Here is a 22,529-nt window from a genome sequence, read left to right on the forward strand (position 1 = left end):
CTCCGATCGCGAGGCCCCGGGTTGACCGAGGCGGAGGCTTGCGATTCTGCGCCTCGCAGGGGGTCTTGCCGCAAGACCCCCGGTGCGCTATACCTTGGAAAGGGCAGCCGGAGCGCACGTTCCCCGACCGCGTGGCCGCGGGCCGCGCCCGGACAGGAGCCCGCGATGGACTACCGCCGCCACGCCCCGGCGCCGCGCCTCACCGGACTCGTCGAGCACTACTGGTCGGTGATCTCCCCCGCGCCCCCCGGCCCGCTACGTGCCGTGCTCGTGCCGAACGGGCGCGGCACGATCCAGTTCTGCCTGGGCCGTCCGGGGCGGCGCTTCGCCGCAGACACGCCCGCCCGGGAGAACGCGGACGTCTACCTGCCGACCGGCACCGCGTCGATGGTCATCGAGCAGGAAGGCCCCTCCCACTACGTCGGCATCCAGTTCACGCCCTGGGGCGCTCGCACGCTGTTCCCCCGGGCTCCCGAGCAGCCGGCGCAGGTGGTCGACGCGATCGGTCCCCTGCCCGCCAAGGACGCCCTCGCCGAGGACCCTGCCCGTGAGCTCGACCGCTGGCTCGACGGGTTCCTTCCCGGGCAGCCGACCGGCTCGCCCGAGCTCCTCGCGCGGGCGACGGCCCGGATCGACGCCGCGCCGTCCGCCGTCGACGTCGGTTCGCTGACCGGCGAGCTCGCCGTCGCCGCCTCGACCCTCTACCGGGCGTTCCGCCGCGGGATCGGTCTCTCCCCGAAGCAGTACCTCCAGGTGATGCGCCACCGGGCCTTCACCGACGCGCTGCTCGCGGAGGCGGGCGGCCTGCCCACGGCGCTGCTCGCGGCGCTGTCCGGGTACGCCGACCAGTCGCACGCGTCCCGCGACTTCACCCGCTTCACGGGGATGACGGCGACGGCGTTCCGCGACACGTACGACGGCATCGCGCGCCTCATGGCACCGTCCGCAGGATGACCGATTCCTTCAAGCCGAGCACCCGGCGACGCTCCTAGCGTGGCGGCATGGGAACAATCATCCACATCGAGCTGACCAGCACCGCACCCGAGAAGACCGCGGACTTCTACGCCCGCGCCTTCGGCTGGGAGTCCACCGCGTCCCCGCACGTACCGGACTACCTCCTCACCCGCACCGGGGACGGCCCCGGCATCGACGCCGCCGTCATGAGCAGCCGGTACCAGGCGCAGAACACCATCCTCTGGATCGATGTGCCCGACATCGACGCCGCGATCGCCGCGGTCGAGGCGGCCGGCGGATCCTCGGCCGGCGACGTCCTCGACCTGCCCGGCGAGGGCAGGGTCGGGTACGTCGAGGATCCGGACGGCGTGGTCCTCGGGCTCAAGCAGTCGAGCTGACTTCGAGCAGGTCGCCCTCGCAGACGCGCCGTGCACGTCACCGAGCTCATGCCCATCGGCCCGTTTCTGGCGACCAGGACAGCCCGCTCACTGCACCCTGCAGGACCGGATCGAGAAAGTCTCCAGCGAGTACGACCGCTTCGTCGAAGCCAGACGGACTCGGTGTGTTCGCAGCCACCTTGGCGTAGGTGGTGGACCATGCGGCAGGAACAGTGAACGCGTCCCGGCCGGGAAGGCCGCGGTGCGTTCGTTCGCCTGCGATCGCCGCGTCCAGGGCACTGCCGTCGATCTGCTGGGTACGAGCGATGACCAGCAGGTCGACGAGGTCGCGCACGCGAGAGGACTCTCGGCCACCGGGGTAGACGGCCTCGGTCGCGCAGACCTTGTCGGCCACGTGGTCGACGACGGGATACAGGCGAAGACGCGGTGGGTCGATCTGCGGGACCGCGATCACGCTTGGCGCGGCTGCGACGTCAGGGTCAGCGGTCATGAGCGACCCGACGACGAGATCGATGTGGAACGCCTGGATCTTCTGCGCCCCGCAGAAGCACTCGACGTTGACCTGCATGCCGGACACGTCCGGCTGCTGGTCTCCGCCCAGTGGGAACGTGCCGGTCACCACGAACCGCATCCAGTCGCCCAGATCCTGGGCGAGCACCCGGCGAAGATCTACCTCAGCCGCCGAGAGGTCTCGGACGCGGTGCAGCAGATCGACGTCCTTGCTGTGGCGAGCATCCTCCACGCGCATCAGCAGCGCCGTGCCGCCCTTGAGGACCCACGAGTCGTCCTGGTCAGCAAACACCCGAGCGAGGAGCCGACCGTACACATACTCTCTCTGGAGCTCGCCGGGCGTCTTCGAGCTCGTTCGGCTCGCGGCCTTGGCACGCGCGGTGATCGAGCTCCACATCGCGACCGGGCTCGGGGGCTTCGGCTTGGTCACGAGGCGGGGCTCCCTTCGTCTGATCCGTCCCTGGATCGGGTGTCGTCGGTGCTGACCTGCTGAGCCAGTGCCAGCTTTCTCCACGCCTCGACAGTCGCAGCCAGGACTCCGGGCGGAAGGCTGGCCGCGGCTGTTCTTGAGATCGCCTTCGAGGTCTCCGGCAGGCTGAGTGCCGGCAGGGCACTGCTTGCGTTGATCTGCTTCACCACGTCGACGACCGCGCGGTCGTCGCGGAGCCACTTCTGGACACCTGAGCGCTGCAGAGCCCGCGAGTAGTGCGCAGCGACTCCGGATCCGTTGTCCCCCGATGACGACTCGGCGAGCATCTGGAGGACTCGCGCCGCAGCCGAACTCACGGCGGAAGCTCCGAGGCTGGAGGTGACGAGCTGCTGAACGAGGTGGTCTTCATCGATGCCGGCGATCTCGAGGAGGTCCGCCACGACCTCAGGCCCGGACCGGTCACGCTCGACCGATCCCAGCGCGCTCTCGAGCTCGCTCACCGTGACGATGCTGCGCTTGAGCATGTCGGCGACCACCGTGGCCACGTGGTCTCGGTCATGGCCATCGGCGAGCAGATCGGCCACGGTGCGCGCTGGAGTCGTCACGGGAAGCCCGTCGACAAGGGTCACCTCGTCGCTGCGCAGTGTCCCGCGATGGGCGCGCACCTCCGGACGTCGCGCCCGGTACCGGGTCGGCAGGGTCACCTCGACCTGGGCCTCAAGCAGGTCACCGGCCTGATGTAGTCCCGCAGCCGTGGCGTGCGAGAGCACCCCGGTCGGTGGGGACTCGGCAAGACGCTCGTAGGCAAGCCGGTTGGGCTCGATCGAAAGCCACGCTGCTCGCTTCTCCGACAGCTCGTCCCCTGCCCCCGCCGGCGTGGCGTACACGCCGTGGGTGATCCGCTCGAGCTCGCCACGCTCAGCCATCCGCGACAGCATCATGCGCGAGACCCCGGCCGCCGTCGCCTGCGCCGTAGTGAGCAGGCCCCACTGGCCGGCGGCGATCTCCGCTACGGCAGCTCGAATCCCAGCACCACTCATGGAGCGATTGTAACCCCTGGGTGTTACATATGCGCCATGCTCGATCCGTGGGCAAGGTTCAGCGGAGGTGTCGGTACCCGGGGGCGACCGGCCGGTCAGCCCACGAGGCCGATGCCGTAGCCCACGAAGAGCCCCGCGGCGAGCACGACCACCAGTCCGATCGCCACGATCCACAGCCACGGCGTCGCGCGGTGCGGACCGTGCTCCTCGTGGCCCTGCGGGGCGCTCATCTGACCCGAGGCCGGTGGGGTCTCGCCGGGCTGGACGTCCGTCTCGCTGTCACGTCCCGGTTCCGGGTCCGGCTGGTGCTCCCGGTCGTCAGCGTCGTGCGTCATCGAGGCCTCCCCCACGTCGAGGTTCCTGACCACCGTAGGCACCGACGGCGTCACCTCGCGCGTCACCACGGCACCGCTCGCGTTGCGGGGATCACCCAACCCGCAGAGCCTGGTGGTGGTCGCGACGACACCTGGAGGGCCGATGGCTGACACCGACGAGGGACGCCCTCACGGGGCGCACTCCCAGAAGCCTGAATCGCCACCCGACCTGAAGGGTGGGAGCTGGAAGCTGGGGTTCAAGAACGCCTTCCGCGAGTTCAGCGACGACCAGTGCACCGACCTCGCCGCCGCACTCACCTACTACGCGGTGCTGGCGTCCGCGCCGGCTCTGCTGGCCCTCATCTCCGTGCTCGGGCTGGTCGCCGACGCCGAGGCAGCGGTGAACTCGGTGATGAACACCGTCTCCGACTTCCTGCCCGAGGAGACCCTGTCGATCGTCCAGCCGCTCGTCGAGAACGCCGCGAACTCCACCGGTGCGGGCCTCGCCCTGATCCTCGGTGTCGCGCTGGCCCTGTGGTCCGCCTCCGGATACGTCACCGCCTTCAGCCGCGCGATGAACCGCGTGTACGAGGTCGAGGAGGGCCGGCCGTTCTGGAAGCTGCGCCCCGTCATGCTGGTGATCACCGCCGTCGTCCTCGTCCTGGTGATCCTGGTCGTCGCCAGCCTGGTGCTGTCCGGGCCGGTCGCCTCCGCCGTCGGCAGCGCCGTCGGGCTCAGCGACGTCGCGCTGACAGTCTGGAACATCGCCAAGTGGCCCGTCGCACTGCTGCTCGTCATCATCGTGATCGCGCTGCTCTACCACTCGACGCCGAACGTCAAGCAGCCGAAGTTCCGGTGGATCAGCGTCGGTGCGGCCGTCGCGATCGTCGTCTGGGCGCTGGCCTCGGCCACGTTCGGGTTCTACGTCGCCAACTTCGGCAGCTACGGGTCGACGTACGGCACCCTCGGTAGCGTCATCGTGTTCCTGCTGTGGCTGTGGATCAGCAACCTGGCGCTGCTGTTCGGTGCGGAGCTGGACGCCGAGGTGGAACGCAGCCGCGAGCTGCAGGGCGGGCTCGCGGCCGAGGAGACCATCCAGCTCCCGCCCCGCGACACCCGCGCCAGCGACAAGAAGGCCGCCAAGAGGGCCGACGCCGTCGCCGAGGCGCGGGCGCTGCGGGGCGGGGACACCCCCGCCGACGGGCCGGCACCGCGGCACGTGGACCGGACGTGACACCGGTCGAGGGCGCCCAAGATCAGCAGCAGGTCCGCAGGTAGTCCTGGAGGTCGGCCAGCACGCGGGTCATCCCCTCGCGGTCGGCCCGGTAGAGGACCGTCTTCCCGTCGCGCCGGGACAGCACCGTCCCGGCGCGGCGCAGTGCCTTGAGCTGCTCGGAGGCGGTGGACTGCCCGAGGCCGGCCTGCTCCGCGACCTCACCGACGGAGAGCTCGGCACCGCGGGCGAAGAGCGCGAGGATCGCCTGGCGGGTGGGGCTGGCCAGGGCGGCGAGGAAGTCCTGGGTCTCCTGGCTCAGCACCGGCCCCGCGGGCCCCGACGGCGCGGACGAGGTCATCGCTCGATCGTACCGGCTCAGTTCGTCGCATTGACATATCGCGATGCGTCGATATGTTGAACGCCATGACCTCTTCCTCACCCATGATCATCGTCGGCGCCGGCCAGTCCGGGCTCGCCACCGCCAGAGCGGTCCGCGCCGCCGGGCTCACGCCGCTCGTCCTGGAGGCCGGCTCCCGGCCGACCGGTTCGTGGAGCTCGTACTACGACAGCCTGCGACTGTTCTCACCGGCCGGGTACTCCAGCCTGCCCGGCCTGCCGTTCGACGGCGACCCACGCCGCTATCCCGCCCGCGACGAGGTCGTGGGCTACCTCGCGCGCTACGCCGAGCACGTCGGCGCCGAGATCCGCACCGACACCCGGGTCGAGTCCGTCGAGCAGCATGGCGGCGAGCTCGTCGTGCGCACCGCCGACGGAGCCGAGGAGCCGGCCGCGGGCGTGATCGCGGCGAGCGGGTCGTTCGGATCCCCCGTCCTGCCCGACCTGCCCGGCCTCGACGCGTTCCCGGGCGAGGTGCTGCACTCCGCGGGCTACCGCAACCCGCACGCCCTGGCAGGGAAGCGGGTGGTGATCGTCGGCGGCGGCAACTCGGCGGTCCAGATCGCCCACGAGCTCCACCAGGTCGCGCGCGTGACCCTGGCGACCCGGTCCCCGATCGCATTCACCCCGCAGCGCCGGGGAGGTTTCGACCTCCACTTCTGGCTCCGGGTCACCGGCCTCGACGTGCTTCCCACGCCCTGGCTGCGACGCCTCGTCACCCGGCCGTTGGTCCTGGACACCGGCACCTATCGTCAGGAGATCACCTCCGGCCGCCTCGTCCGCCGCGAGATGTTCACGCGGCTCGCGGGCGAGGAGGTCGTGTGGGCAGACGGGTCCAGGGAGAAGGTCGATGCGCTGGTGCTCGCGACAGGGTTCCGCCCGGACCTCGGGTACCTCCGTCCGCTGGGGGCGCTCGATGCGACGGGTGCACCGCGGCACCAGGGCGGCGTCTCGACCACGCACCGCGGGCTCGGCTACGTCGGCCTCGAGCTGCAGCGCTCGTTCTCCTCCAACACGTTGCGCGGCGTGGGCCGCGACGCCACGCACGTCGTCGGTGCGCTGGCTGCACACCTCGGGCGGCGCGGCGTGCCGGTCGGCCGATGACCGGCCGCCAGAGCAACGAGGGTTTACGCCCGCGCGCCGGCGGGCCCCGGCAGGCTCTGGTGGCGCTGTGCATGACGCAGGTCGTCGGCTGGGGCGTCCTGTACTACTCCTTCCCCGTCGCCCTCCCGGCGATCGTCGCGGACACCGGGTGGACATCGACGTCCGCGATGGCAGCGTTCTCCGCGGCACTGGTCGTCGCCGCGGCAGCCGGGGTCGCCGTCGGCCGCTTGATCGACCATCACGGCCCCCGAGGCGTGATGACGACGGGGTCCGTGATCGCCACCGTCGCGGTCCTGGGTGTCGGTGCCGCCCCGACGCTGGGCTGGTTCGCCGCCGCCTGGATCGTGGCCGGCATCTCGCAGTCGATGGTGCTCTATGCGCCGGCCTTCACAGCCCTCACCCGCTGGTACGGCCCCGCCCGGGGTCGTGCACTGATGATCTTGACACTGGTCGCCGGACTGGCCAGCACCGTGTTCGCGCCGGTCACGGCAGCGCTCGTGGCGCATCTCGGGTGGCGCCTGACCTATGTGACCCTCGCCGCGCTGCTCGCCCTGACCACGATCCCCACCCATGCCCTGGGCCTGCGGGCCGCGTGGCCCTCGCTGCCCGGTCACGACGCCAGTTCCGCGCGCTCGGACCGGCGCAGGATCACCACGAGCCGACCGTTCGTCCTGCTGACGGTCACCACGTCGCTGATCGCGTTCGCCCTGTTCGCGGCCACCATCCACCTGGTCTCCATGCTTGGCTGGCGCGGGTTGTCGCCGACAGCCGCGGCCTGGGCGCTCGGCCTGTCAGGCGCGGGCCAGCTCCTGGGGCGTATCGCCTATCCACCGCTGGTCCGTTGCACGACACCGATGAGCCGCACCGTCGTCCTGGCGGCGTGCGCCGGAGCAACCGTTCTCGCGGTAGGCGTGATCCCGGGCCCTGCCTTGGCGCTCGTCGCGGCGGCCACGGTCCTGGGTGTCGTCCGCGGCGCGTTCACCCTTCTCCAGTCGACCGCGGTGAGCGACCGTTGGGGCACCAGCGGGTTCGGTGCGCTCTACGGCGTCCTCAACGCACCGACCACCCTCGCGATGGCGCTGGCACCATGGGCGGCCGGCGCGCTCACCGATGCGACCGGGTCATACCCCCAGACGTTCGCCGTCCTCGCCGTCCTCGCCGGCGTCGCCACACTCGTCGCGCTCGGCACCCGACCCCGCGAGGCCCGACGAGCAGGCGGGTGACCTGGCCCGGCGACCTCGCAGAACACAGCCTGGAAGCGCGGCTACCCGAGATCGTCCAGCACGATCCGACCGCGCAGCGCCGCCGGGTCGACCGGACCGCCGGCCAGCACCTCGCGGGCGGCGTCCGGCCCGGCGGTGCCCTCCTCGACGCCCCAGAGCAGCACGCCGTGCACCTGCGCGGTGCTCGCCCCGTCGGTCTCGCGCTCCACGTAGTAGGCCACGACCTGCGCGAGCGGGTCGTCGGCGGGACCCTGACGGTCCTCGACGATCTCCAGCGACGCGTCGAGGGTGCCGACCGCCTCGTAGCGCACGCCGAACAGCACCGAGTAGTAGAACGGTGTGTGCGTGTACGGCTCGTCGGCGCCCGCCATGTCGCGCCCGGCCGCCCTGCCCGACGACGTCGCGTGGTCCACGTGCTCGACCCGCCGCGCACCGAGCACCCGGTCCGGGTAGTGCGCCACGTCGCCGGCGGCCCACACCGCGGGGTCGCTCGACCGCAGGTGCGCGTCGACGACGATCCCGCCGTCGTCGACCGTCTCCAGCCCGGCCTCGGCGGCGAAGCCGGTCTCGAGCGAGATCCCCAGCCCCAGGACGACGACGTCGGCCTCGACCTCCTCTCCGGACGAGAGCGCGAGGCGGACCGGCCCGTCAGGTCCCTGGACCCCGCCGCCCGTCACCCCGGTACCACGCACGAGCTCCACCCCGTGGGTGCGGAACAGCAGCTCCGCAAGCCCGGCGAGATCGGCGGGGAGCATCTGGTCCAGGAGCGTGTCCTGCGTGAACACGAGGGTCACCTGGGCGTCGGTCTCGGTGAGCCCGGCCGCCAGCTCGGTGGCGATGTAGCTGCCGCCCACCACCACGACGTGCGGGCTGCCGTGCGAGGTGAGCCCGCGCAGCCGCTCGTAGTCGCGCACGCTGCGGAACGGGATGACCCGGCCCGTGCCGTGCGAGTCGTCGACGTCGGCCGACCCGGGCGTGCCGCTGGTCGCCACCAGGGCCCTGCCGTAGCCGATCTCCCGCCCCGACGCCGTGCTCACCGTGCGGCGGTCCGTGTCGAGCGCGACGACGGTCTCACCGAGCAGCAGGTCCGCCCCGGTGTCCTCGGCCGTGCCGGTCCAGACCTGGTCGAACGTGAAGTCCGGGTCCGTCCACAGCTTCTTGGACAGGGCCGGCCGCGTGACCGGCTCCGTGGCCTCACGACCGACGATCCCGATGGTGCCGGCCGGGTCGACCTCCCGGATGCCGCGCGCCGCGGCGTCCGAGGCCATGCCGCCGCCGAGCAGCAGGTAGTCGTAGTGGTCCTTCGCCATGGTGGCCTCCTCAGATCGTGGCGACCGAGCCGCCGTCGACCCGGTAGTTCGAGCCGACGACGTAGCTCGCGCGGGCGGAGCAGAGCAGCGCGACCACCGCGGCGACCTCCTCGGGCCTCCCCCGGTGGTCCCGCTCGATGAAGGGCCGTTCCTCGGCCAGGAAGCTGCGGATCGCCTCGTCCCGGTCGACGCCGAGATCGGCGGCGCGGGCGTCCATCATCTCGTCGGTCATGGGCGTCTCGACGAAGGCGGGCGAGACGGCGTTGACCAGCACGCCCTCGCGGCCGTACGTCTTGGACAGCCCCTTGGTGAGGTTGAGGATCGCCGCCTTCGAGGCGCTGTAGGGCAGCTCGTCGACGTAGGGCTGCACGCCGTCCTCGGACGCCACGAGGACGACGCGGCCCCACCTGGAGGCACGCATGCCGGGAAGCAGCGCGCGCACCGTGCGCACTGCGGCGAGCAGGTCGACCTGCAACGTCTCGAGCCAGCCGTCGTCGTCGATCTCGTGGAACAGCCCCACCGCGCCGTGGACCCCTGCGGAGTGGACCAGGATGTCGGCCGTCCCGAAGTTCTCCTCCGTGGCCCGCACCAGCCTCGCGACGTCGTCGGGTCGCGTGAGGTCCGCACCGACGGCCATCCACGACCCCTGCGGCGCGTCCAGCGACTCGGCCGCCGCGCGGACCCTGCCGGTGTCGGTGTCCGTGAGGACCACGCGCGCCCCCTCGCGCAACAGCTCGTGGGCGGCCGCGAGGCCGATGCCGGAGTCTGCCCCGGTGACGACGGCGACACGTCCTTCGATTCCCAGGTCCACTGGTTGCTCTCCTCGTCCGTGCGGCAGGTCTGGCGCGCCGTCATCGTGCCCAGGAACGCCGCCGGTTCGCACGACGGGACCGACCGCACCCTCGCCGCCGCGGTTCGACACCGATCCCGGCAACTTCTGTCGATTGTCGACACTCTTCTGTCCAGAGGTAGTGACAACTCGCCCGCAGCGAGTTAAGTTGAACCGGTCAACGAATGTGTTGCCTGCGCAAAGGAGCGTCATGAGCAAGCCAGCCTCCGCCACCCGCTGTGCCGTCGCCGGAACGGCGACCGCCACTCTCACCCTCACCCTGGGGCTCGCCGCAGCCATGCCGGCTGCTGCCGCCGACGACGGCCTCGACGAGGTCCTCGTGGTGGGCAAGACCCTGGGATTCCGCCACTCCCACATCGACGAGACCACCCACGCCCTGATCGACCTCGGCGCCGAGCACGGCTTCGACGTCGACGTCTGGGACCCGCCCAACGACTCCGGCGGCTGGTGGGGTCCCGGGTCGCCGGGTCAGCCCGACCTGACCATGGACTCCACCCCGTTCACGTCCGCGGCGGACCTGGCGCAGTACGACTCGATCGTGTTCGTCTCCCCGGTGGACAACACCAACAGCCTCGACCCCGCCCAGCCCCGACTGCTCGACGACGCCGAGCTCACGGCCCTCGAGGGCTACGTCCACGACGGGGGTGGGGTCGTCGGGATCCACGCGGCCACCGACACGATGCACACCTCAGGCTGGTTCACCCAGCTCATCGGTGGCGGCGCCCGCTTCGCCAACCACCCGCAGCAGCAGACCGCCACCATGCGGGTCGAGAACCCCTCGCACCCGTCGATGCAGGGCGTCCCGCTCGAGTGGGAGCGCTGGGACGAGTGGTACAACTACACGCTCAACCCGCGCGGTGACGTCCACGTGCTGCAGACCATCGACGAGTCGACCTATCAGGGCGGCACGATGGGCGAGGACCACCCGATCGCCTGGTGCCAGAACTTCGAGGGCGGCCGGTCCTGGCACCAGGGTGCCGGGCACGTCGACGAGGCGTGGTCCGACCCCGTCTTCCTGACCTCCGTGCTGCGCGGGGTCCAGTGGACCGCGGGGACGGTCTCGGGCGGCGGCGACTGCGTCACCTGGTCCGAGGTCGACGCGCTCGTCGAGGAGCTGCCGTCCGACACGGCGCGTGACCGCGTCGCGATCTCTCAGCTCGACCGTCGCCTGGACGACGCCCAACAGGCCGCCGACGCCGGCAACGCCTCGAAGGCCGTCCGCATCCTGCGCCCGACGGCGGCGCTCGCCGGTGCGCTCGTGCGCGACGACGCCAGCGCCGAGACGCTGAAGGCCAAGGTCAGCGACCTGATCGAGTGGCAGCAGGGCCTGGTCGACGCCGGGCTCTGACGACTGCCGCTGAGGCAGCTGCGGTGAAGGGCTCTTTCCCGGACCGGTCGGTCCGGGAAGGAGCCCTTCGCCAGGCCCTCGTGCTCCCGCAGCGCTCAGCGAACCCAGACATACAGGTTCCTCTTGACCGCCCGCTTGGTCTTCGACGTCCCGGGGTAGACGACCTTGATCGTGTGGTGGCCGTCGCTGAGCCGGGGCAGCTTCACCGTGCGAGAGCCGTCGTGCTTCTTCTTCAGCCGGACCTTCTTGACGACCTTGCCGTCGGCCTTGATCTTGATCTTGCCGGTCGGGACGATGTCCGACGGTGACTTCACGCGGACCTTCACCTTCCCCGGCTCCTGGAAGCAGTTCGTCCTCCCTTTCGCCGCGGGCACCGCGAACATCACCGTCGAGCTGCCCGTGGGCTCCACGCTCCGCGGCTAGAGCGGATCGGTGTTCGTCGAAGGCCCGCTCGCTGCCGTCGACATGACCCTCTCGGCCGGCAACGCCCGGTTCGACGACGTCGACCGGCTGGACCTCAAGGTCTCCGCCGGCTCCGTCGTCGTCGGCCGCGTCGCCGGCGCCCTGGAGGTGCGGTCGGGCTCCGGGTCGGTGCGCATCGAGGAGGCCGCCGGCAGCGGCACCGTCCGAGCGAGCAACGGCACCACCACCGTCGGCTCGGTCACCGGCAGCCTCGTGGTCAACGGGGCGCACGCCGACATCGCGGTGGGCCGCGTGCGCGGCAGCCTGACGGCCCGGTGCGCGCACGGCGGCATCCGCGTCGGCAACCTCGAGTCCGGGGACGTCACGCTCGCCACCTCCTACGGCTCGATCGAGGTGGGTGTGCCCGAGGGAACAGCCGTCTACCTCGACGTCGCCTCGCAGCACGGCGCGGTGCGCAACCAGCTCACCCCCACCGACGGGCCGGTCGACGGCGAGCTGACGGCCGAGGTCCACGCCAAGACCGGGTTCGGCGACGTCGTCGTGCGCCGGCCGTGACCCCGCACCTCATCGACGATCGGAGAGCAGTCATGACCCACGACCACGCCCGCCGGCCCGCCATCCGCGTGCGGGGCGTCCAGAAGTCGTTCAAGGACCTGCCCGTGCTGCGCGGCGTCGACCTCGACGTCGAACGGGGAAGCATCTTCGCCCTGCTCGGCTCGAACGGCGCCGGAAGACCACGCTCGTGAAGATCCTCGCGACGCTGCTCACGGCCGACGGCGGCACCGCGACCGTCCACGGCTTCGACGTCGCCACTCAGGCCGGTGACGTCCGCGGATCCATCAGTCTGACCGGCCAGTTCGCCGCCGTCGACGAGGTCCTCACCGGACGGGAGAACCTCGTCCTCGTCGCCCGGCTGCGGCACCTCGCCGAGCCGGGGGCCGTCGCCGACGACCTGCTCGCCCGCTTCTCGCTCACGGACGCTGCCGACCGCAGGGCCGGGACGTACTCGGGCGGCATGCGGCGCCGCCTCGACATCGCGATGAGCCTGGTCGGCGACCCGCCCGTCGTGTTCCTCGACGAGCCCACCACCGGACTGGACCCCCAGGCCCGGATCGACGTCTGGAAGGGCGTCAGGAAGCTCGCCGAGGGCGGCACCACCATCCTGCTGACCACCCAGTACCTCGACGAGGCCGAACAGCTCGCCGACCGCATCGCCATCCTCCACGAGGGCACGATCATCCAGAACGGGACCCTCGCCGAGCTCAAGCAGCTCCTGCCGCCCGCCACGGTCGAGTACGTCGAGAAGCAGCCGTCCCTCGAGGACGTCTTCCTCACCCTCGTGGGTGCCGACGCCGGAAAGGAGTCCTGATGACCACCCACGTCCTGACCGACACCCGCGTCCTCACCGGGCGGTCCCTGCGACACATCAGCCGCAGCCCCGACACGATCCTCACCACCGCGGTCACGCCGATCGCCCTCATGCTGCTGTTCGTGTACGTGTTCGGCGGCGCGATCGACACGGGGTCCGACGAGTCGTACCTCGACTACATGCTCCCCGGCATCCTGCTCATCACGATCGCGTCCGGTATCGCGTACGCCGCCTACCGCCTGTTCCTCGACCTGCAGGGCGGCATCTTCGAGCGCTTCCGGTCCATGCCGATCGCCCGGTCGAGCGTCCTGTGGGGCCACGTGCTCACGTCCCTGGTGGCCAACCTCGCCTCGATCGGGATCGTGATCGGCGTCGCCCTGCTCCTGGGCTTCCGGACCGGCGCCTCGGTGGGCGCCTGGCTCGCCGTGGCCGGCATCCTCGGCCTGTTCACCCTGTCCCTCACCTGGCTCGCCGAGAACCAGCCGGTGACGTCCATCGTCGACACCCTGCGGGCCCTGTTCGCGCAGCAGTCCCCCGGCGCCGACATCTGGGTCGCCCTCGCCTGGCTCGTCGGCATCCTCACGGTCGCCCACGCCGCGGCGATCGCGGCCTACCGCCGCAAGACGGGCTAGCCAGCACTCCCCCACCGGCGGAGGATCGAGGGGTGAGCACTCCGTCAGGATCGGACGCCGCCTCCGGACCGGCGCCACGCCGTCGCGCACGCCGGTGGTGGATCGCGGCGCTCGCCGCCGTCCTCGTCGCGGGGGGCGCCGTCGTCGCCGGGGTGCTCGAGCACCGTGCCTGGGTCGAGGCCGTCGCCGAGTACGAGGCGGAGGTCGCCCGCGTCACCGCGGCGGCCGACACCTCCCGCGACCGCGCCGAGGAGGCCTACGCCGCGAGCGCCGACGCGCTCGACGAGGCGGTCGACGGCGGGAGGCCCGTCCTGGACGCCAGCGAGGGCCAGGTGAGCGGCCCTGCCGTGCGCAGATCGCTGGCCGAGGCGCTCGACCGGGCCGAGGACCTGCGCGATGCCGAGGTGACCTATCCGGTCGCGACCCTCACGGTGGACGAGGTCACCCGGCCGAACCCGTTCCGCCCCGAGACGCTGCCGCAGGTGGAGGTCGAGGTGGTCGACAGGTCTGACCCGGCGCCCGCCGAGCTGGACGCCGCGGCGACCGAGGTGACCGAGGCGACCGGCGCCGTCGTCGAAGCGCGCCGGCGGTGGGCCTTCGAGGAGCTGCAGGCGGCCACGACCGAGGGCCGCGACGCCCTGACCGACCTCCGGTCGCAGGTGGACGACGGCGCGCTGGACGAGCTCGACGCGGCGGTCACCGACGGGGAGGCGATGCTCGACGCGGGCGCGGACGCCGTCGACGCGGACGACGCCGTCTCGCTGCGGGACACGCTGCTCGGCACCACGGAGTCCCTGTGGGCGGACCGGCTCGACCAGATCGTCCGCGAGCGCCGCCAGGCCGCCCGGGACGACGGCGTCGACTGCCGCCGGGACAGGTGCGTGGCGCTGACGTTCGACGACGGCCCCGCGGCGAGCACCGAGCGCCTGCTGCGGATCCTCGCCCGCAAGGACGCGCCCGCCACGTTCTTCATGGTGGGCGACAACGTCGCGAGACGGCCCGAGATCGCTCGCGCCGTCGTCGACGGCGGCCACCTGGTCGCCAACCACACCTGGAACCATCCACAGCTCACCGGGCTCGACGACGCAGAGGTGCGCGACGAGCTTCGGCGCACCCAGGACGCCGTCACCGACGCCACCGGCTTCACGCCGTTCCTGCTGCGGCCCCCGTACGGCGACGTCGACGGCCGCGTCCGGTCGATCTCGACACGGACCGGGCTGGACGTCGTCCTGTGGAGCCTCGACAGCCGGGACTGGGAGTCCCGCGACGCCCGCGAGATCCGCCGTCGGGTGCGTGCCGAGGTGGAGCCGGGCAGCAACATCCTGCTGCACGACATCCACGCGACCAGCGTGGACGCCGTCCCGAAGATCATTGACGACCTGCGCGACGAGGACTACGTGCTCGTCACGGCCGAGCTGCTCGTCGACCGCGACGAGCCGTGAGGGGCGATGGCCTGCCGGCGACGGGTGGTAGCGGCGGCCTCAGGACGGTCGCGGCCTCGCGAACACTGAGGTCACCTTCTCGGCGGAGCTCGTGCAGCACCTGGAGATCAGCGAGCGGGAAAGGGGCACCGCGTCGAGAGTATGAGCAGTTATATAACTCTCGGCAACAGGGTCGCAGGTTTATATAACTAGGCACCCCAGCTGCCGGGCCGGCGGCCGGTCAGACGGTCTCGGCGCGCTTCTGCCGGGCGAACCGTGCCGGCTGGTCAGGCCCGTCCCACACCTGGATCGCGCGCCAGATGGAGGCGGCGATCGGCACGGCGAGCACGGCGCCGGTGATGCCGACGAGCACCGTGCCGGTGGTCAGGGCGAACAGGATGACCAGCGGGTGCAGGCGCAAGGTCCGACCCATGACCACGGGCTGGAGGAACGTGCCCTCCAGCTGGTTGACGGCGACGACGATCCCGACGACGACGAGCGCCTCGACCGGGCCGACGGCGACCAGCGCGACCAGGGCCGCGAGGATGCCCGCCAGGGTGGCGCCGACCAGCGGGATGAAGGCCAGCAGGAAGACCAGCACCGAGAGCGGGACGACGAGGGGCACGCCCATGATCGCGAGGCCGATCCCGATGCCCACGGCGTCGACGACCGCGATGATGGCGGTCCCCCGCACGTACCCGCCGAGAGTGCCGATGGTGGCGTCGCCGACGCGCAGCCCGCGCTCGTAGGCACGCCCCTCGAACGGCCGCAGCATGAACTCCCACATCGCCGGCCCGTCCTTGAGGAAGAAGAACAGGACGACGATCATGATGAAGAAGCCGGTGACGAAGTCGGCGGTCTGGGAGACGCCCTCGATGGCTCCGGACCCCACCGCGCTGGACTGCAGCAGGCCCGCGGCGGACTCGCGCACCGAGGTGATCTGCTCCTCGGAGATCTCGAACGGCAGGCCCTGGACGTAGCTCTGCAGGGAGTCGAAGCCGTCGAGGGCCTGGCTCTGCAGCTCGTCCCACTGGTCGACGACGGCCCGCACCACGAGCCACACGACCCCCGCCAGCAGGGCGGCCAGCGTCAGGAGCGCGATCCACGTCGCCAGCAACGACGGCACGCCGCGACGGCGCAGGAACGACACCAGCGGGGAGATGGCCGCCGCCAGCACGAGCGCGATGAGGATGGGGATGACGACCAGGGTCAGGCGGGTCCCCACGAACCCGAGGACCGCGATCACCGCGATCACCGCGAGGACCTGCAACGAACGCGTCCCTACGCGGCCGAACCCGTCCGACCAGAGCTTGGACGCCCCGCGCGCCTCCTGCTGGGCGGGCGCGCGACCCGCGACGCGGTTGGCCTCGACCGGCCGGCGGTCGGAGCGCGGTGCACGGCGGCCGAAGATGCCCATCGGCTGTCCTCCCTCGTTGGTCCGGCAGGCGCCGGACGTCCCGACGCTAGTGCGGGCGCCCCCGGGTCCGGCGACGACACGTCGGCGGGTACCAGACCTCGCACGTCTGCCGCGCCATCCTGCGGTCCCGAGCGGCCCCTACCTCCTGCGCAGCGCCCGTCGCACCCCCTTGACCGCCTCGACCAGGAAGAACACGACCAGCGCGAGGGCGAGCGTCTTGCCCCACTCCTCCAGGCCGATGGTCGCCGAGCCGAACCAGAGGTGCATGAACGGCGCGTACACGAACACGCACTGCAGGGCGACGAGGGACACCGCAGAGATCCAGATGACCCGGTTGCCCCGGAGCACGCCGAGCGTGAGGCTCGACGCGTCGAGGAACCGGCAGTTGAACAGGTAGGCGAGCTGGCCCAGAGCCAGCATCGTCACCGCCGTCGTCTGAGCCTGCGCCAGGGGGGCACCCTGCGCGCGCTCCGCGTAGAAGACGAACATCGTGGCGCCGCCGATGAGCAGCGAGACGATGAGGATGCGCCGAACGAACACGGCGTCGAGGATCGACGCCCCGGGATCGCGCGGCGGCCGGGACATCACGTCGGGCTCCGCCCGCTCGTACGCCAGCCCGAGCGACAACGTGACCGCCGTGATCATGTTGATCCACAGCACCTGCACGGGCGCCAGCGGCAGCGCCAGCCCGAACAGGACGGCCACGAGGATGACCAGCGACTGCGCCCCGTTGGTGGGCAGCAGGAAGAGCACCGACTTGCGGATGTTGTCGTAGATCCGGCGCCCCTCCTCGACCGCCCGCTCGATGGTCGCGAAGTTGTCGTCGGCGAGCACCACCTCGGCGGCGTCCTTCGTCGCCTCCGTGCCCTTGATCCCCATGGCGACGCCGACGTCCGCCTGGGTGAGCGCGGGGGCGTCGTTCACGCCGTCGCCCGTCATCGCGACCACCTCGCCGTGCGACTGCAGCGCCGAGACGATCCGGATCTTGTGCTCCGGGCTGGTACGCGCGTACACCGACACGTCGCGCACGACGGCGCGCAGCTGCTCGGTGCTCATGGCCTCCAGCTCCGGCCCGGTGAGCACCGCAGGCCCCGACCCGGACCCGTCGGACGGCCCGTCGACGATCCCCATCTCACGGCCGATCGCGAGCGCCGTCCCGGCATGGTCGCCCGTGATCATCGTGACCCGCACGCCCGCGGCGCGGCACTGCCCGATGGCGTCGATCGCCTCCGGCCGGGGTGGGTCCACGATGCCGACCAGCCCGCACAGCTCGAGGCCCGCGTCGACGTCGGTGGCCTCGATCGTGGTGGTGCCCGCGGGCGGGCGGGTGCGTGCGGCAGCCAGGACGCGCAGCCCGCGTCCACCGATCTCGTCGATCTGCGCCTCCCAGAAGGCGCGGTCCAGCGGCTCGCGGGCTCCGTCGACGCCGGTCTGCGTGGCGCACCGGTCGAGCACGCGGTCCGGGGCGCCCTTGACGTGGACGAACAGCTCGCCGTCCGGGGCGCGGTCGAGGGTCGCCATGTACTTGGTCTCGGACTCGAACGGCACGACGGCGACGCGCCGCCAGCCCGCCGGGTCCAGACCGGCCTTCATGCCGAGGCTGCGCAGGGCGCCCTCCGTCGGTTCGCCCACGAGCCGCCAGCCGTCGTCGGCGGCGTCGGCGGCGTCGGCCTCGCCGTCGGCCGCGGCTTCGTCGTCGGCCGCGGCGGCGCTCGACCCGACCCCGGCGTCGTGCTGCGCCGACATGACCCGGGCGTCGTTGCACTGCATCATGGTCGCGACGACGCCGGCGATGTCAGCATGGTCGAGGAGCCCGGGCTGCCAGGGCACCGGTGCGTAGCCCGCGCCGTCGACGTCGACCGTGCGGCCCGCGGTGCGCACGGTGCGCGCCGTCATCTCGTTCTTGGTCAGCGTGCCCGTCTTGTCCGAGCAGATGGTCGTCACCGACCCGAGCGTCTCGACGGCGGGCAGCTTGCGGGTGATCGCGCGCCGTCGTGCCATCTGCTGCACGCCGAGCGCGAGGGTGATCGTCACCAGGGCGGGCAGACCCTCGGGCACCGCGGCGACGGCGAACCCGATCGATGCGGACACGAGGTCGGGCACCGAGAAGTCGTGCACCACGCGGCCGATCACGACCATCACCAGGGCCATGCCCAGGATGAGCACCGCGAGCAGCTTGCCGAACCGGTCGAGCTGCCGTGTGAGGGGCGTCTCGAGGCTCGCGACCTCGGAGATCATCGTCTGGATGCGCCCGATCTCCGTGCGCGACCCCGTGGCCGTGACCACGCCGACACCCTGCCCGGCCGCCACGAGGGTGCCGGAGAACAGCATGCTGGTGCGATCTCCCACGCCCACGTCCGCGCTCACCGGCTCCACCCGCTTGGACGCCGCGACCGACTCGCCCGTCAGCGCCGACTCCTCGACCCGCAGGTTGGTGGCCTGCAGCAGCCGCACGTCCGCGGGCACCCGGTCGCCGGAGCGCACCCGCACCACGTCTCCCGGCACGACGTCGTCGGCGTCGATCCGCGCCCAGGCCCCGTCGCGACGCACCTCCGCGTGCACGGAGAGCATCTGCCGGATGCCGTCGAGCGCGTTCTCGGCGCGGCCCTCCTGGATGAACCCGATGGCGGCGTTCACGACCGCGACCAGCAGGATCACCGTGAAGTCCACCCAGTCGCCGAGGATCGCCTTGAGCACCGCCGAGACGAGCAGGATGTAGATGAGCACGTCGTCGAAGTGCACCAGGACCCGCTTCCACAGCGGTTCCCGCTCCGGCGGGGGCAGCCGGTTGGGCCCCACCTCGGCGAGCCGCTCGGCGGCGACCGAGGCCGCCAACCCGTCCTCCCCCACGTCGAGCGTGTCGAGCACCGTATTCGGGGAGAGCGACCACGGAGCCGTGTCGGCGGCGTGGTCCCGGTCGGTTTCCATGGGGCTATTCCACCCGTCCGCGCCGGTGAGCGCGCGGCGGGGGGGTGCCGTCGGTGGGCGCTGCCGTCGGCGGGGCGCCGCCTCAGCCCGGGTTCCCCGCGCCCCGCAGGATCGCGGTGCACTCGCGCTGGAGGTCCTCGTCCTGCCACATGGCGTGCTGCGGCGCGGCGTTGGAGCAGACGACGGAGCCCCAGGCGTCGACGGCGTCCGCGTGCCGCACGGCGTCCCGGCAGATCTGCGCGCCGACAGGGCCTTCCTCGAAGCGGGTGTCGCGCGACGCCATCACCGCGCGCTCTCCCGTCCCCGCAGATCGGGAATGTCGGGGAACCCGGGAAGGTGCCGGGCGGCATCAGCAGGATTGCCACTGAGCTCACGCACGGGCGCGGAAGCGGTCGCCTGGGCCAGCTCGACCGCTCCGGCCGCGCCCGCCGCCCGGGCGATCGCGACCGTGACATGCTCGGGGGCCGTCGATCCGGTGCCGGCGAACCAGGCCCAGCGACCGTCGAACGTGAGCGGCCGCGGATCCAGCACCTTGGCGAACCTGCCACGGTGGCGACGGGCGTCTTTCGGCGAGGGCCCGACGAGGTGGACGCCCTGCCGGGTCCAGGCACTCCTCCGCACCGTCGACTGCGGGGGGCCACCGGGATCGGTTTCCTTGGTGTAACGACCAGCACCGGTCACGGGGACCACGCTGCCCGGGACGATTTGGTCGTAGCGGATCACGTAGGGGCGCAGGCCTGGAGCGAAGGACCCGATGATCAGGCCGCGCTCACACACGAGCAACCGCTCGTTGCCGACGTAGAGCAGCGCCAGCCCGAGCAAGACCCCGAAGACCACGGTCGGCGCCAGGGCCAGCAGGATGGTCTCCCCGGGACTGACGAGGGTGAGTCCGGAGAGCAGCAGCCAGGTCCCCACGAAGACCCCGATCGTCTTCGGGGTGGGCTTGTCCCAGTACTCGGCGACGACACCACCGAGCTCCTCACGGTGGCGGCGGGCCGCGGACCGGACGCTCACCGCTGCACCGCCCGGCCGTGCCGGCGGTCCGGCGCGGTCCGCGCCCGACGGTCGTCGTGATCGTGCGGCCCGGTCACTTGGGCGCGAGCGTTCGTCGTCATGTCCCGCCTTTGCGTCGTCGAGTCGATTCGTGCCGTAGGCACCCTGTCGTACATCGGGGTAGCCCACAACGTCGACGTGGGGTGGCACCGGCGCTAGACGGGACAGTGCCCAGTTCGTCGGTTGCTCCGCACCATCGGCTCAGGAAGACTCCCGACGTGACCTCCACTCGTGCCGCTGTCACTTACGCACAGGCCCTCAACCGCAACACGCTGTTCGAGAGCCCAGGACTTCGCCGCGACATCCCGCGGCTGCTCCACCCGGAGGAAGAGGTGCTGCTGGTGCTCCCCGGCGTTGCCGGCGACTTCCCCAACGTCCTGATCGTCACCGCCACCCGACTCCTCCTCGCCTCCGTCGCCGGCCCCCTCAAGAAGGCGAAAATCAAGCGCGACGTTAGGAGCTCGGACGTGGTGGGCGTGCGCTACCGTCCGGGAGCCTTCACCAGGGTGCGGGTGGCGCGGGCTTCGGGGCGCGACATCGCCATGATGCCGCACCGGAAGGCCGATGCCGAGCGATTCGCCCACGAGCTCGAGCATCTGATCCGGACCGGCTCACTCCCCTCCTGATTCTTCCCGCGCTGGTTTCCGATTCACACGTTGAAGCGGAACGAAAACGGCCCATCTTGGCTGGTGACGGGCGCCGTCGGTAGGCGTCGGAAACCCGCTCTGACCTGCACGAACGCTCCTATCAGACCGTTGGGCCCGGTTGGCCGTCATCGGCCTCCGCCGGACTTCTTGCGGACTGTTTGCGGACCGCTGGGCTCACGGCGCAACCTGAGCGACGGCCGCTTCGCAGAGCGTCCGGGCGACCTGCTCGGCCTTCTCGGTCGCCGCGGCGCCCACCGGCTGGCCTCGTAGCGGTCCTGGTTCCGAGCGCGTCGTAGGCGGTCGAACTCTCTGTCAAGGGACAGCGGGACCTCCCCGTGGACGGACAGGAGACCTCCCTGTAGGCGGACAGCTCATCTCCCTGTCCGCGGACAGCTGATCTCCCTGGGGTGCTCAGTTCAAGGGGACCACCCCGCGTCCGGCGGTGGCCTCGGCCAGGCGTAGTGAGGTGCCCTCGGTGATGATGACGTGGGCGTGGTGCAGCAGGCGGTCGACGGCGGCGGTGGCCAGGGTCTTGGGCATGATGGTGTCGAACCCGGCGGGGTGGATGTTGCTCGTCACCGCCAGGCTGCGGCGCTCGTAGGTGGCATCGACGAGGCGGTAGAAGGCCTCGGCGGCGGACTGCCCACTGGGAAGCATGCCGATGTCGTCGACGACGATGAGCTCGGCGCGGGTGATGCGGGCGATGACCTTGCTGACCGAGCCGTCGACGGCGGCCTTGCCGATGGCGGCGGTGAGAGACTCCAGGGTGAACCACGCCACGCGCATGCCGGCGTCGATGACCTTGTGGGCCAGGGCCTCGACAAAGTGGGTCTTGCCCGTCCCCGACGGGCCGGAGATGGCCAGGTTCTCGGCGCGGTGGACCCACTCCAGTGTCGCCAGGGCCGATATGCGCGACGATCCGCCGACGACCATTGACGGACTCAGCGATCTGCACGGCCGTCGCTCCCGAGGCCGTCCGTACCCGCCGAATCCACGCCACGCACCCCACCGTAGAGCACCAATTAGTGCCTCAAAACAGCCACCCGCGCACCCATCACCCCAGGTCAGCGAGCCGCACCCTCCCGGAACGCGACGCGGTGACCAAACTCAGGTCCGGCGGGGGCAGCCGGTTGGGCCCCACCTCGGCGAGCCGCTCGGCGGCGACCGAGGCCGCCAACCCGTCCTCCCCCACGTCGAGCGTGTCGAGCACCGTATTCGGGGAGAGCGACCACGGAGCCGTGTCGGCGGCGTGGTCCCGGTCGGTTTCCATGGGGCTATTCCACCCGTCCGCGCCGGTGAGCGCGCGGCGGGGGGGTGCCGTCGGTGGGCGCTGCCGTCGGCGGGGCGCCGCCTCAGCCCGGGTTCCCCGCGCCCCGCAGGATCGCGGTGCACTCGCGCTGGAGGTCCTCGTCCTGCCACATGGCGTGCTGCGGCGCGGCGTTGGAGCAGACGACGGAGCCCCAGGCGTCGACGGCGTCCGCGTGCCGCACGGCGTCCCGGCAGATCTGCGCGCCGACAGGGCCTTCCTCGAAGCGGGTGTCGCGCG

Annotated in this window: 24 protein-coding genes and 2 pseudogenes; 12 read left to right on the plus strand and 14 right to left on the minus strand. The window is 71.6% G+C overall.

What is annotated here, in order from left to right; genetic code table 11:
• The first annotated feature begins 165 nt into the window (after positions 1 to 165).
• Both ACH5HR_RS16315 and ACH5HR_RS16320 read left to right on the plus strand, forming a co-directional pair.
• Positions 166 to 954: a helix-turn-helix domain-containing protein gene (locus ACH5HR_RS16315; protein ID WP_402375064.1), complete on the plus strand. Its 789-nt coding sequence runs from the start codon at positions 166 to 168 to the stop codon at positions 952 to 954.
• A gap of 47 nt (positions 955 to 1,001) precedes the next feature.
• A complete protein-coding gene (locus ACH5HR_RS16320; RefSeq protein WP_402375062.1) occupies positions 1,002 to 1,352 on the plus strand; it encodes a VOC family protein in 351 nt (116 codons plus the stop codon).
• A gap of 46 nt (positions 1,353 to 1,398) precedes the next feature.
• Here ACH5HR_RS16320 and ACH5HR_RS16325 read toward each other — a convergent pair whose 3' ends face one another.
• The 3 genes from ACH5HR_RS16325 to ACH5HR_RS16335 all read right to left on the minus strand — a co-directional run bounded on the left by ACH5HR_RS16325 (position 1,399) and on the right by ACH5HR_RS16335 (position 3,667).
• Positions 1,399 to 2,292 (minus strand): nucleotidyl transferase AbiEii/AbiGii toxin family protein, encoded by an 894-nt coding sequence (locus ACH5HR_RS16325; protein WP_416478880.1) that lies wholly within the window; start codon positions 2,290 to 2,292, stop codon positions 1,399 to 1,401.
• On the minus strand, positions 2,289 to 3,332 hold the full coding sequence (locus ACH5HR_RS16330) for a type IV toxin-antitoxin system AbiEi family antitoxin domain-containing protein (protein ID WP_402375059.1): 1,044 nt from the start codon (positions 3,330 to 3,332) through the stop codon (positions 2,289 to 2,291). The genes ACH5HR_RS16325 and ACH5HR_RS16330 overlap by 4 nt, the downstream gene beginning before the upstream one ends.
• Before the next feature lie 95 nt (positions 3,333 to 3,427).
• On the minus strand, positions 3,428 to 3,667 hold the full coding sequence (locus tag ACH5HR_RS16335; RefSeq protein WP_402375057.1) for a DUF6480 family protein: 240 nt from the start codon (positions 3,665 to 3,667) through the stop codon (positions 3,428 to 3,430).
• 142 nt (positions 3,668 to 3,809) lie between these two features.
• Between ACH5HR_RS16335 and ACH5HR_RS16340 the strand changes: the two genes are divergently transcribed.
• On the plus strand, positions 3,810 to 4,880 hold the full coding sequence (locus ACH5HR_RS16340) for a YihY/virulence factor BrkB family protein (protein ID WP_416478881.1): 1,071 nt from the start codon (positions 3,810 to 3,812) through the stop codon (positions 4,878 to 4,880).
• A 22-nt stretch (positions 4,881 to 4,902) separates the two neighbouring features.
• Here the strand turns inward: ACH5HR_RS16340 and ACH5HR_RS16345 are convergent, their stop codons facing one another.
• A complete protein-coding gene (locus tag ACH5HR_RS16345) occupies positions 4,903 to 5,220 on the minus strand; it encodes an ArsR/SmtB family transcription factor (protein WP_402375053.1) in 318 nt (105 codons plus the stop codon).
• 65 nt (positions 5,221 to 5,285) lie between these two features.
• Here ACH5HR_RS16345 and ACH5HR_RS16350 point away from each other — a divergent pair, with 65 nt between their 5' ends.
• Together ACH5HR_RS16350 and ACH5HR_RS16355 are read left to right on the plus strand one after the other, a co-directional pair.
• Positions 5,286 to 6,362 (plus strand): flavin-containing monooxygenase, encoded by a 1,077-nt coding sequence (locus ACH5HR_RS16350; RefSeq protein ID WP_402375051.1) that lies wholly within the window; start codon positions 5,286 to 5,288, stop codon positions 6,360 to 6,362.
• Entirely contained in the window at positions 6,359 to 7,585 is a 1,227-nt protein-coding gene (locus ACH5HR_RS16355) for an MFS transporter (RefSeq protein WP_402375049.1), read from the plus strand. Before ACH5HR_RS16350 ends, ACH5HR_RS16355 begins: the two co-directional genes overlap by 4 nt.
• A gap of 41 nt (positions 7,586 to 7,626) precedes the next feature.
• Here the strand turns inward: ACH5HR_RS16355 and ACH5HR_RS16360 are convergent, their stop codons facing one another.
• Both ACH5HR_RS16360 and ACH5HR_RS16365 read right to left on the minus strand, forming a co-directional pair.
• Positions 7,627 to 8,895, minus strand: coding sequence for an NAD(P)/FAD-dependent oxidoreductase (locus ACH5HR_RS16360; protein ID WP_416478883.1), 1,269 nt, complete (start codon positions 8,893 to 8,895; stop codon positions 7,627 to 7,629).
• A 10-nt stretch (positions 8,896 to 8,905) separates the two neighbouring features.
• The gene (locus tag ACH5HR_RS16365; RefSeq protein WP_402375047.1) at positions 8,906 to 9,706 is read right to left on the minus strand and encodes an SDR family NAD(P)-dependent oxidoreductase; all 801 of its coding nucleotides are present in this window, start codon (positions 9,704 to 9,706) and stop codon (positions 8,906 to 8,908) included.
• A 229-nt stretch (positions 9,707 to 9,935) separates the two neighbouring features.
• Here ACH5HR_RS16365 and ACH5HR_RS16370 point away from each other — a divergent pair, with 229 nt between their 5' ends.
• Positions 9,936 to 11,093 carry a ThuA domain-containing protein gene (locus tag ACH5HR_RS16370; RefSeq protein ID WP_416478885.1) on the plus strand — a complete coding sequence of 386 codons (1,158 nt, stop codon included), beginning with the start codon at positions 9,936 to 9,938 and terminating at the stop codon, positions 11,091 to 11,093.
• A 95-nt stretch (positions 11,094 to 11,188) separates the two neighbouring features.
• On the opposite strand, the gene ACH5HR_RS16375 is transcribed toward ACH5HR_RS16370, so the two are convergent.
• A complete protein-coding gene (locus ACH5HR_RS16375; RefSeq protein WP_416478887.1) occupies positions 11,189 to 11,407 on the minus strand; it encodes a hypothetical protein in 219 nt (72 codons plus the stop codon).
• Between ACH5HR_RS16375 and ACH5HR_RS16380 the strand changes: the two genes are divergently transcribed.
• The 5 genes and pseudogenes from ACH5HR_RS16380 (at position 11,388) to ACH5HR_RS16400 (ending at position 14,959) form a co-directional block, all read left to right on the plus strand.
• Positions 11,388 to 11,516 (plus strand): hypothetical protein, encoded by a 129-nt coding sequence (locus ACH5HR_RS16380; protein ID WP_416478888.1) that lies wholly within the window; start codon positions 11,388 to 11,390, stop codon positions 11,514 to 11,516. The genes ACH5HR_RS16375 and ACH5HR_RS16380 overlap by 20 nt on opposite strands.
• A 9-nt stretch (positions 11,517 to 11,525) precedes the next feature.
• Positions 11,526 to 12,071 carry a DUF4097 family beta strand repeat-containing protein gene (locus tag ACH5HR_RS16385; RefSeq protein WP_416478890.1) on the plus strand — a complete coding sequence of 182 codons (546 nt, stop codon included), beginning with the start codon at positions 11,526 to 11,528 and terminating at the stop codon, positions 12,069 to 12,071.
• Positions 12,072 to 12,103: 32 nt separating this feature from the next.
• Positions 12,104 to 12,885 (plus strand): annotated as a pseudogene (locus tag ACH5HR_RS16390) (ABC transporter ATP-binding protein).
• Positions 12,885 to 13,517, plus strand: a complete 633-nt coding sequence (locus ACH5HR_RS16395; protein WP_416478892.1) for an ABC transporter permease — start codon at positions 12,885 to 12,887, stop codon at positions 13,515 to 13,517. Before ACH5HR_RS16390 ends, ACH5HR_RS16395 begins: the two are co-directional and overlap by 1 nt.
• Before the next feature lie 32 nt (positions 13,518 to 13,549).
• Positions 13,550 to 14,959: a polysaccharide deacetylase family protein gene (locus tag ACH5HR_RS16400; RefSeq protein WP_416478893.1), complete on the plus strand. Its 1,410-nt coding sequence runs from the start codon at positions 13,550 to 13,552 to the stop codon at positions 14,957 to 14,959.
• A 220-nt stretch (positions 14,960 to 15,179) separates the two neighbouring features.
• On the opposite strand, the gene ACH5HR_RS16405 is transcribed toward ACH5HR_RS16400, so the two are convergent.
• The 4 genes from ACH5HR_RS16405 to ACH5HR_RS16420 form a co-directional block, all read right to left on the minus strand.
• Complete coding sequence (locus ACH5HR_RS16405; protein WP_416478895.1) at positions 15,180 to 16,355, minus strand: AI-2E family transporter; 1,176 nt, start codon at positions 16,353 to 16,355, stop codon at positions 15,180 to 15,182.
• 138 nt (positions 16,356 to 16,493) lie between these two features.
• On the minus strand, positions 16,494 to 19,283 hold the full coding sequence (locus ACH5HR_RS16410; RefSeq protein ID WP_416478897.1) for a cation-translocating P-type ATPase: 2,790 nt from the start codon (positions 19,281 to 19,283) through the stop codon (positions 16,494 to 16,496).
• 82 nt (positions 19,284 to 19,365) lie between these two features.
• A complete protein-coding gene (locus tag ACH5HR_RS16415) occupies positions 19,366 to 19,569 on the minus strand; it encodes a hypothetical protein (protein ID WP_416478899.1) in 204 nt (67 codons plus the stop codon).
• Positions 19,566 to 20,297 carry a hypothetical protein gene (locus ACH5HR_RS16420; protein WP_402375032.1) on the minus strand — a complete coding sequence of 244 codons (732 nt, stop codon included), beginning with the start codon at positions 20,295 to 20,297 and terminating at the stop codon, positions 19,566 to 19,568. Before ACH5HR_RS16420 ends, ACH5HR_RS16415 begins: the two co-directional genes overlap by 4 nt.
• Before the next feature lie 257 nt (positions 20,298 to 20,554).
• Here ACH5HR_RS16420 and ACH5HR_RS16425 point away from each other — a divergent pair, with 257 nt between their 5' ends.
• Positions 20,555 to 20,962, plus strand: a complete 408-nt coding sequence (locus tag ACH5HR_RS16425; protein ID WP_402375030.1) for a hypothetical protein — start codon at positions 20,555 to 20,557, stop codon at positions 20,960 to 20,962.
• Positions 20,963 to 21,394: 432 nt separating this feature from the next.
• Here ACH5HR_RS16425 and ACH5HR_RS16430 read toward each other — a convergent pair whose 3' ends face one another.
• The 3 genes and pseudogenes from ACH5HR_RS16430 to ACH5HR_RS16440 form a co-directional block, all read right to left on the minus strand.
• Positions 21,395 to 21,916, minus strand: a complete 522-nt coding sequence (locus tag ACH5HR_RS16430; RefSeq protein WP_402375028.1) for an ATP-binding protein — start codon at positions 21,914 to 21,916, stop codon at positions 21,395 to 21,397.
• Between the two features lie 121 nt (positions 21,917 to 22,037).
• Complete coding sequence (locus ACH5HR_RS16435; RefSeq protein ID WP_402375026.1) at positions 22,038 to 22,253, minus strand: cation-transporting P-type ATPase; 216 nt, start codon at positions 22,251 to 22,253, stop codon at positions 22,038 to 22,040.
• Positions 22,254 to 22,335: 82 nt separating this feature from the next.
• A pseudogene (locus tag ACH5HR_RS16440) lies at positions 22,336 to 22,529 on the minus strand (cellulase-like family protein); the annotation flags it as partial.

This window comes from Isoptericola maris (genome assembly GCF_048065335.1).
Classification (GTDB): domain Bacteria; phylum Actinomycetota; class Actinomycetes; order Actinomycetales; family Cellulomonadaceae; genus Isoptericola; species Isoptericola rhizosphaerae.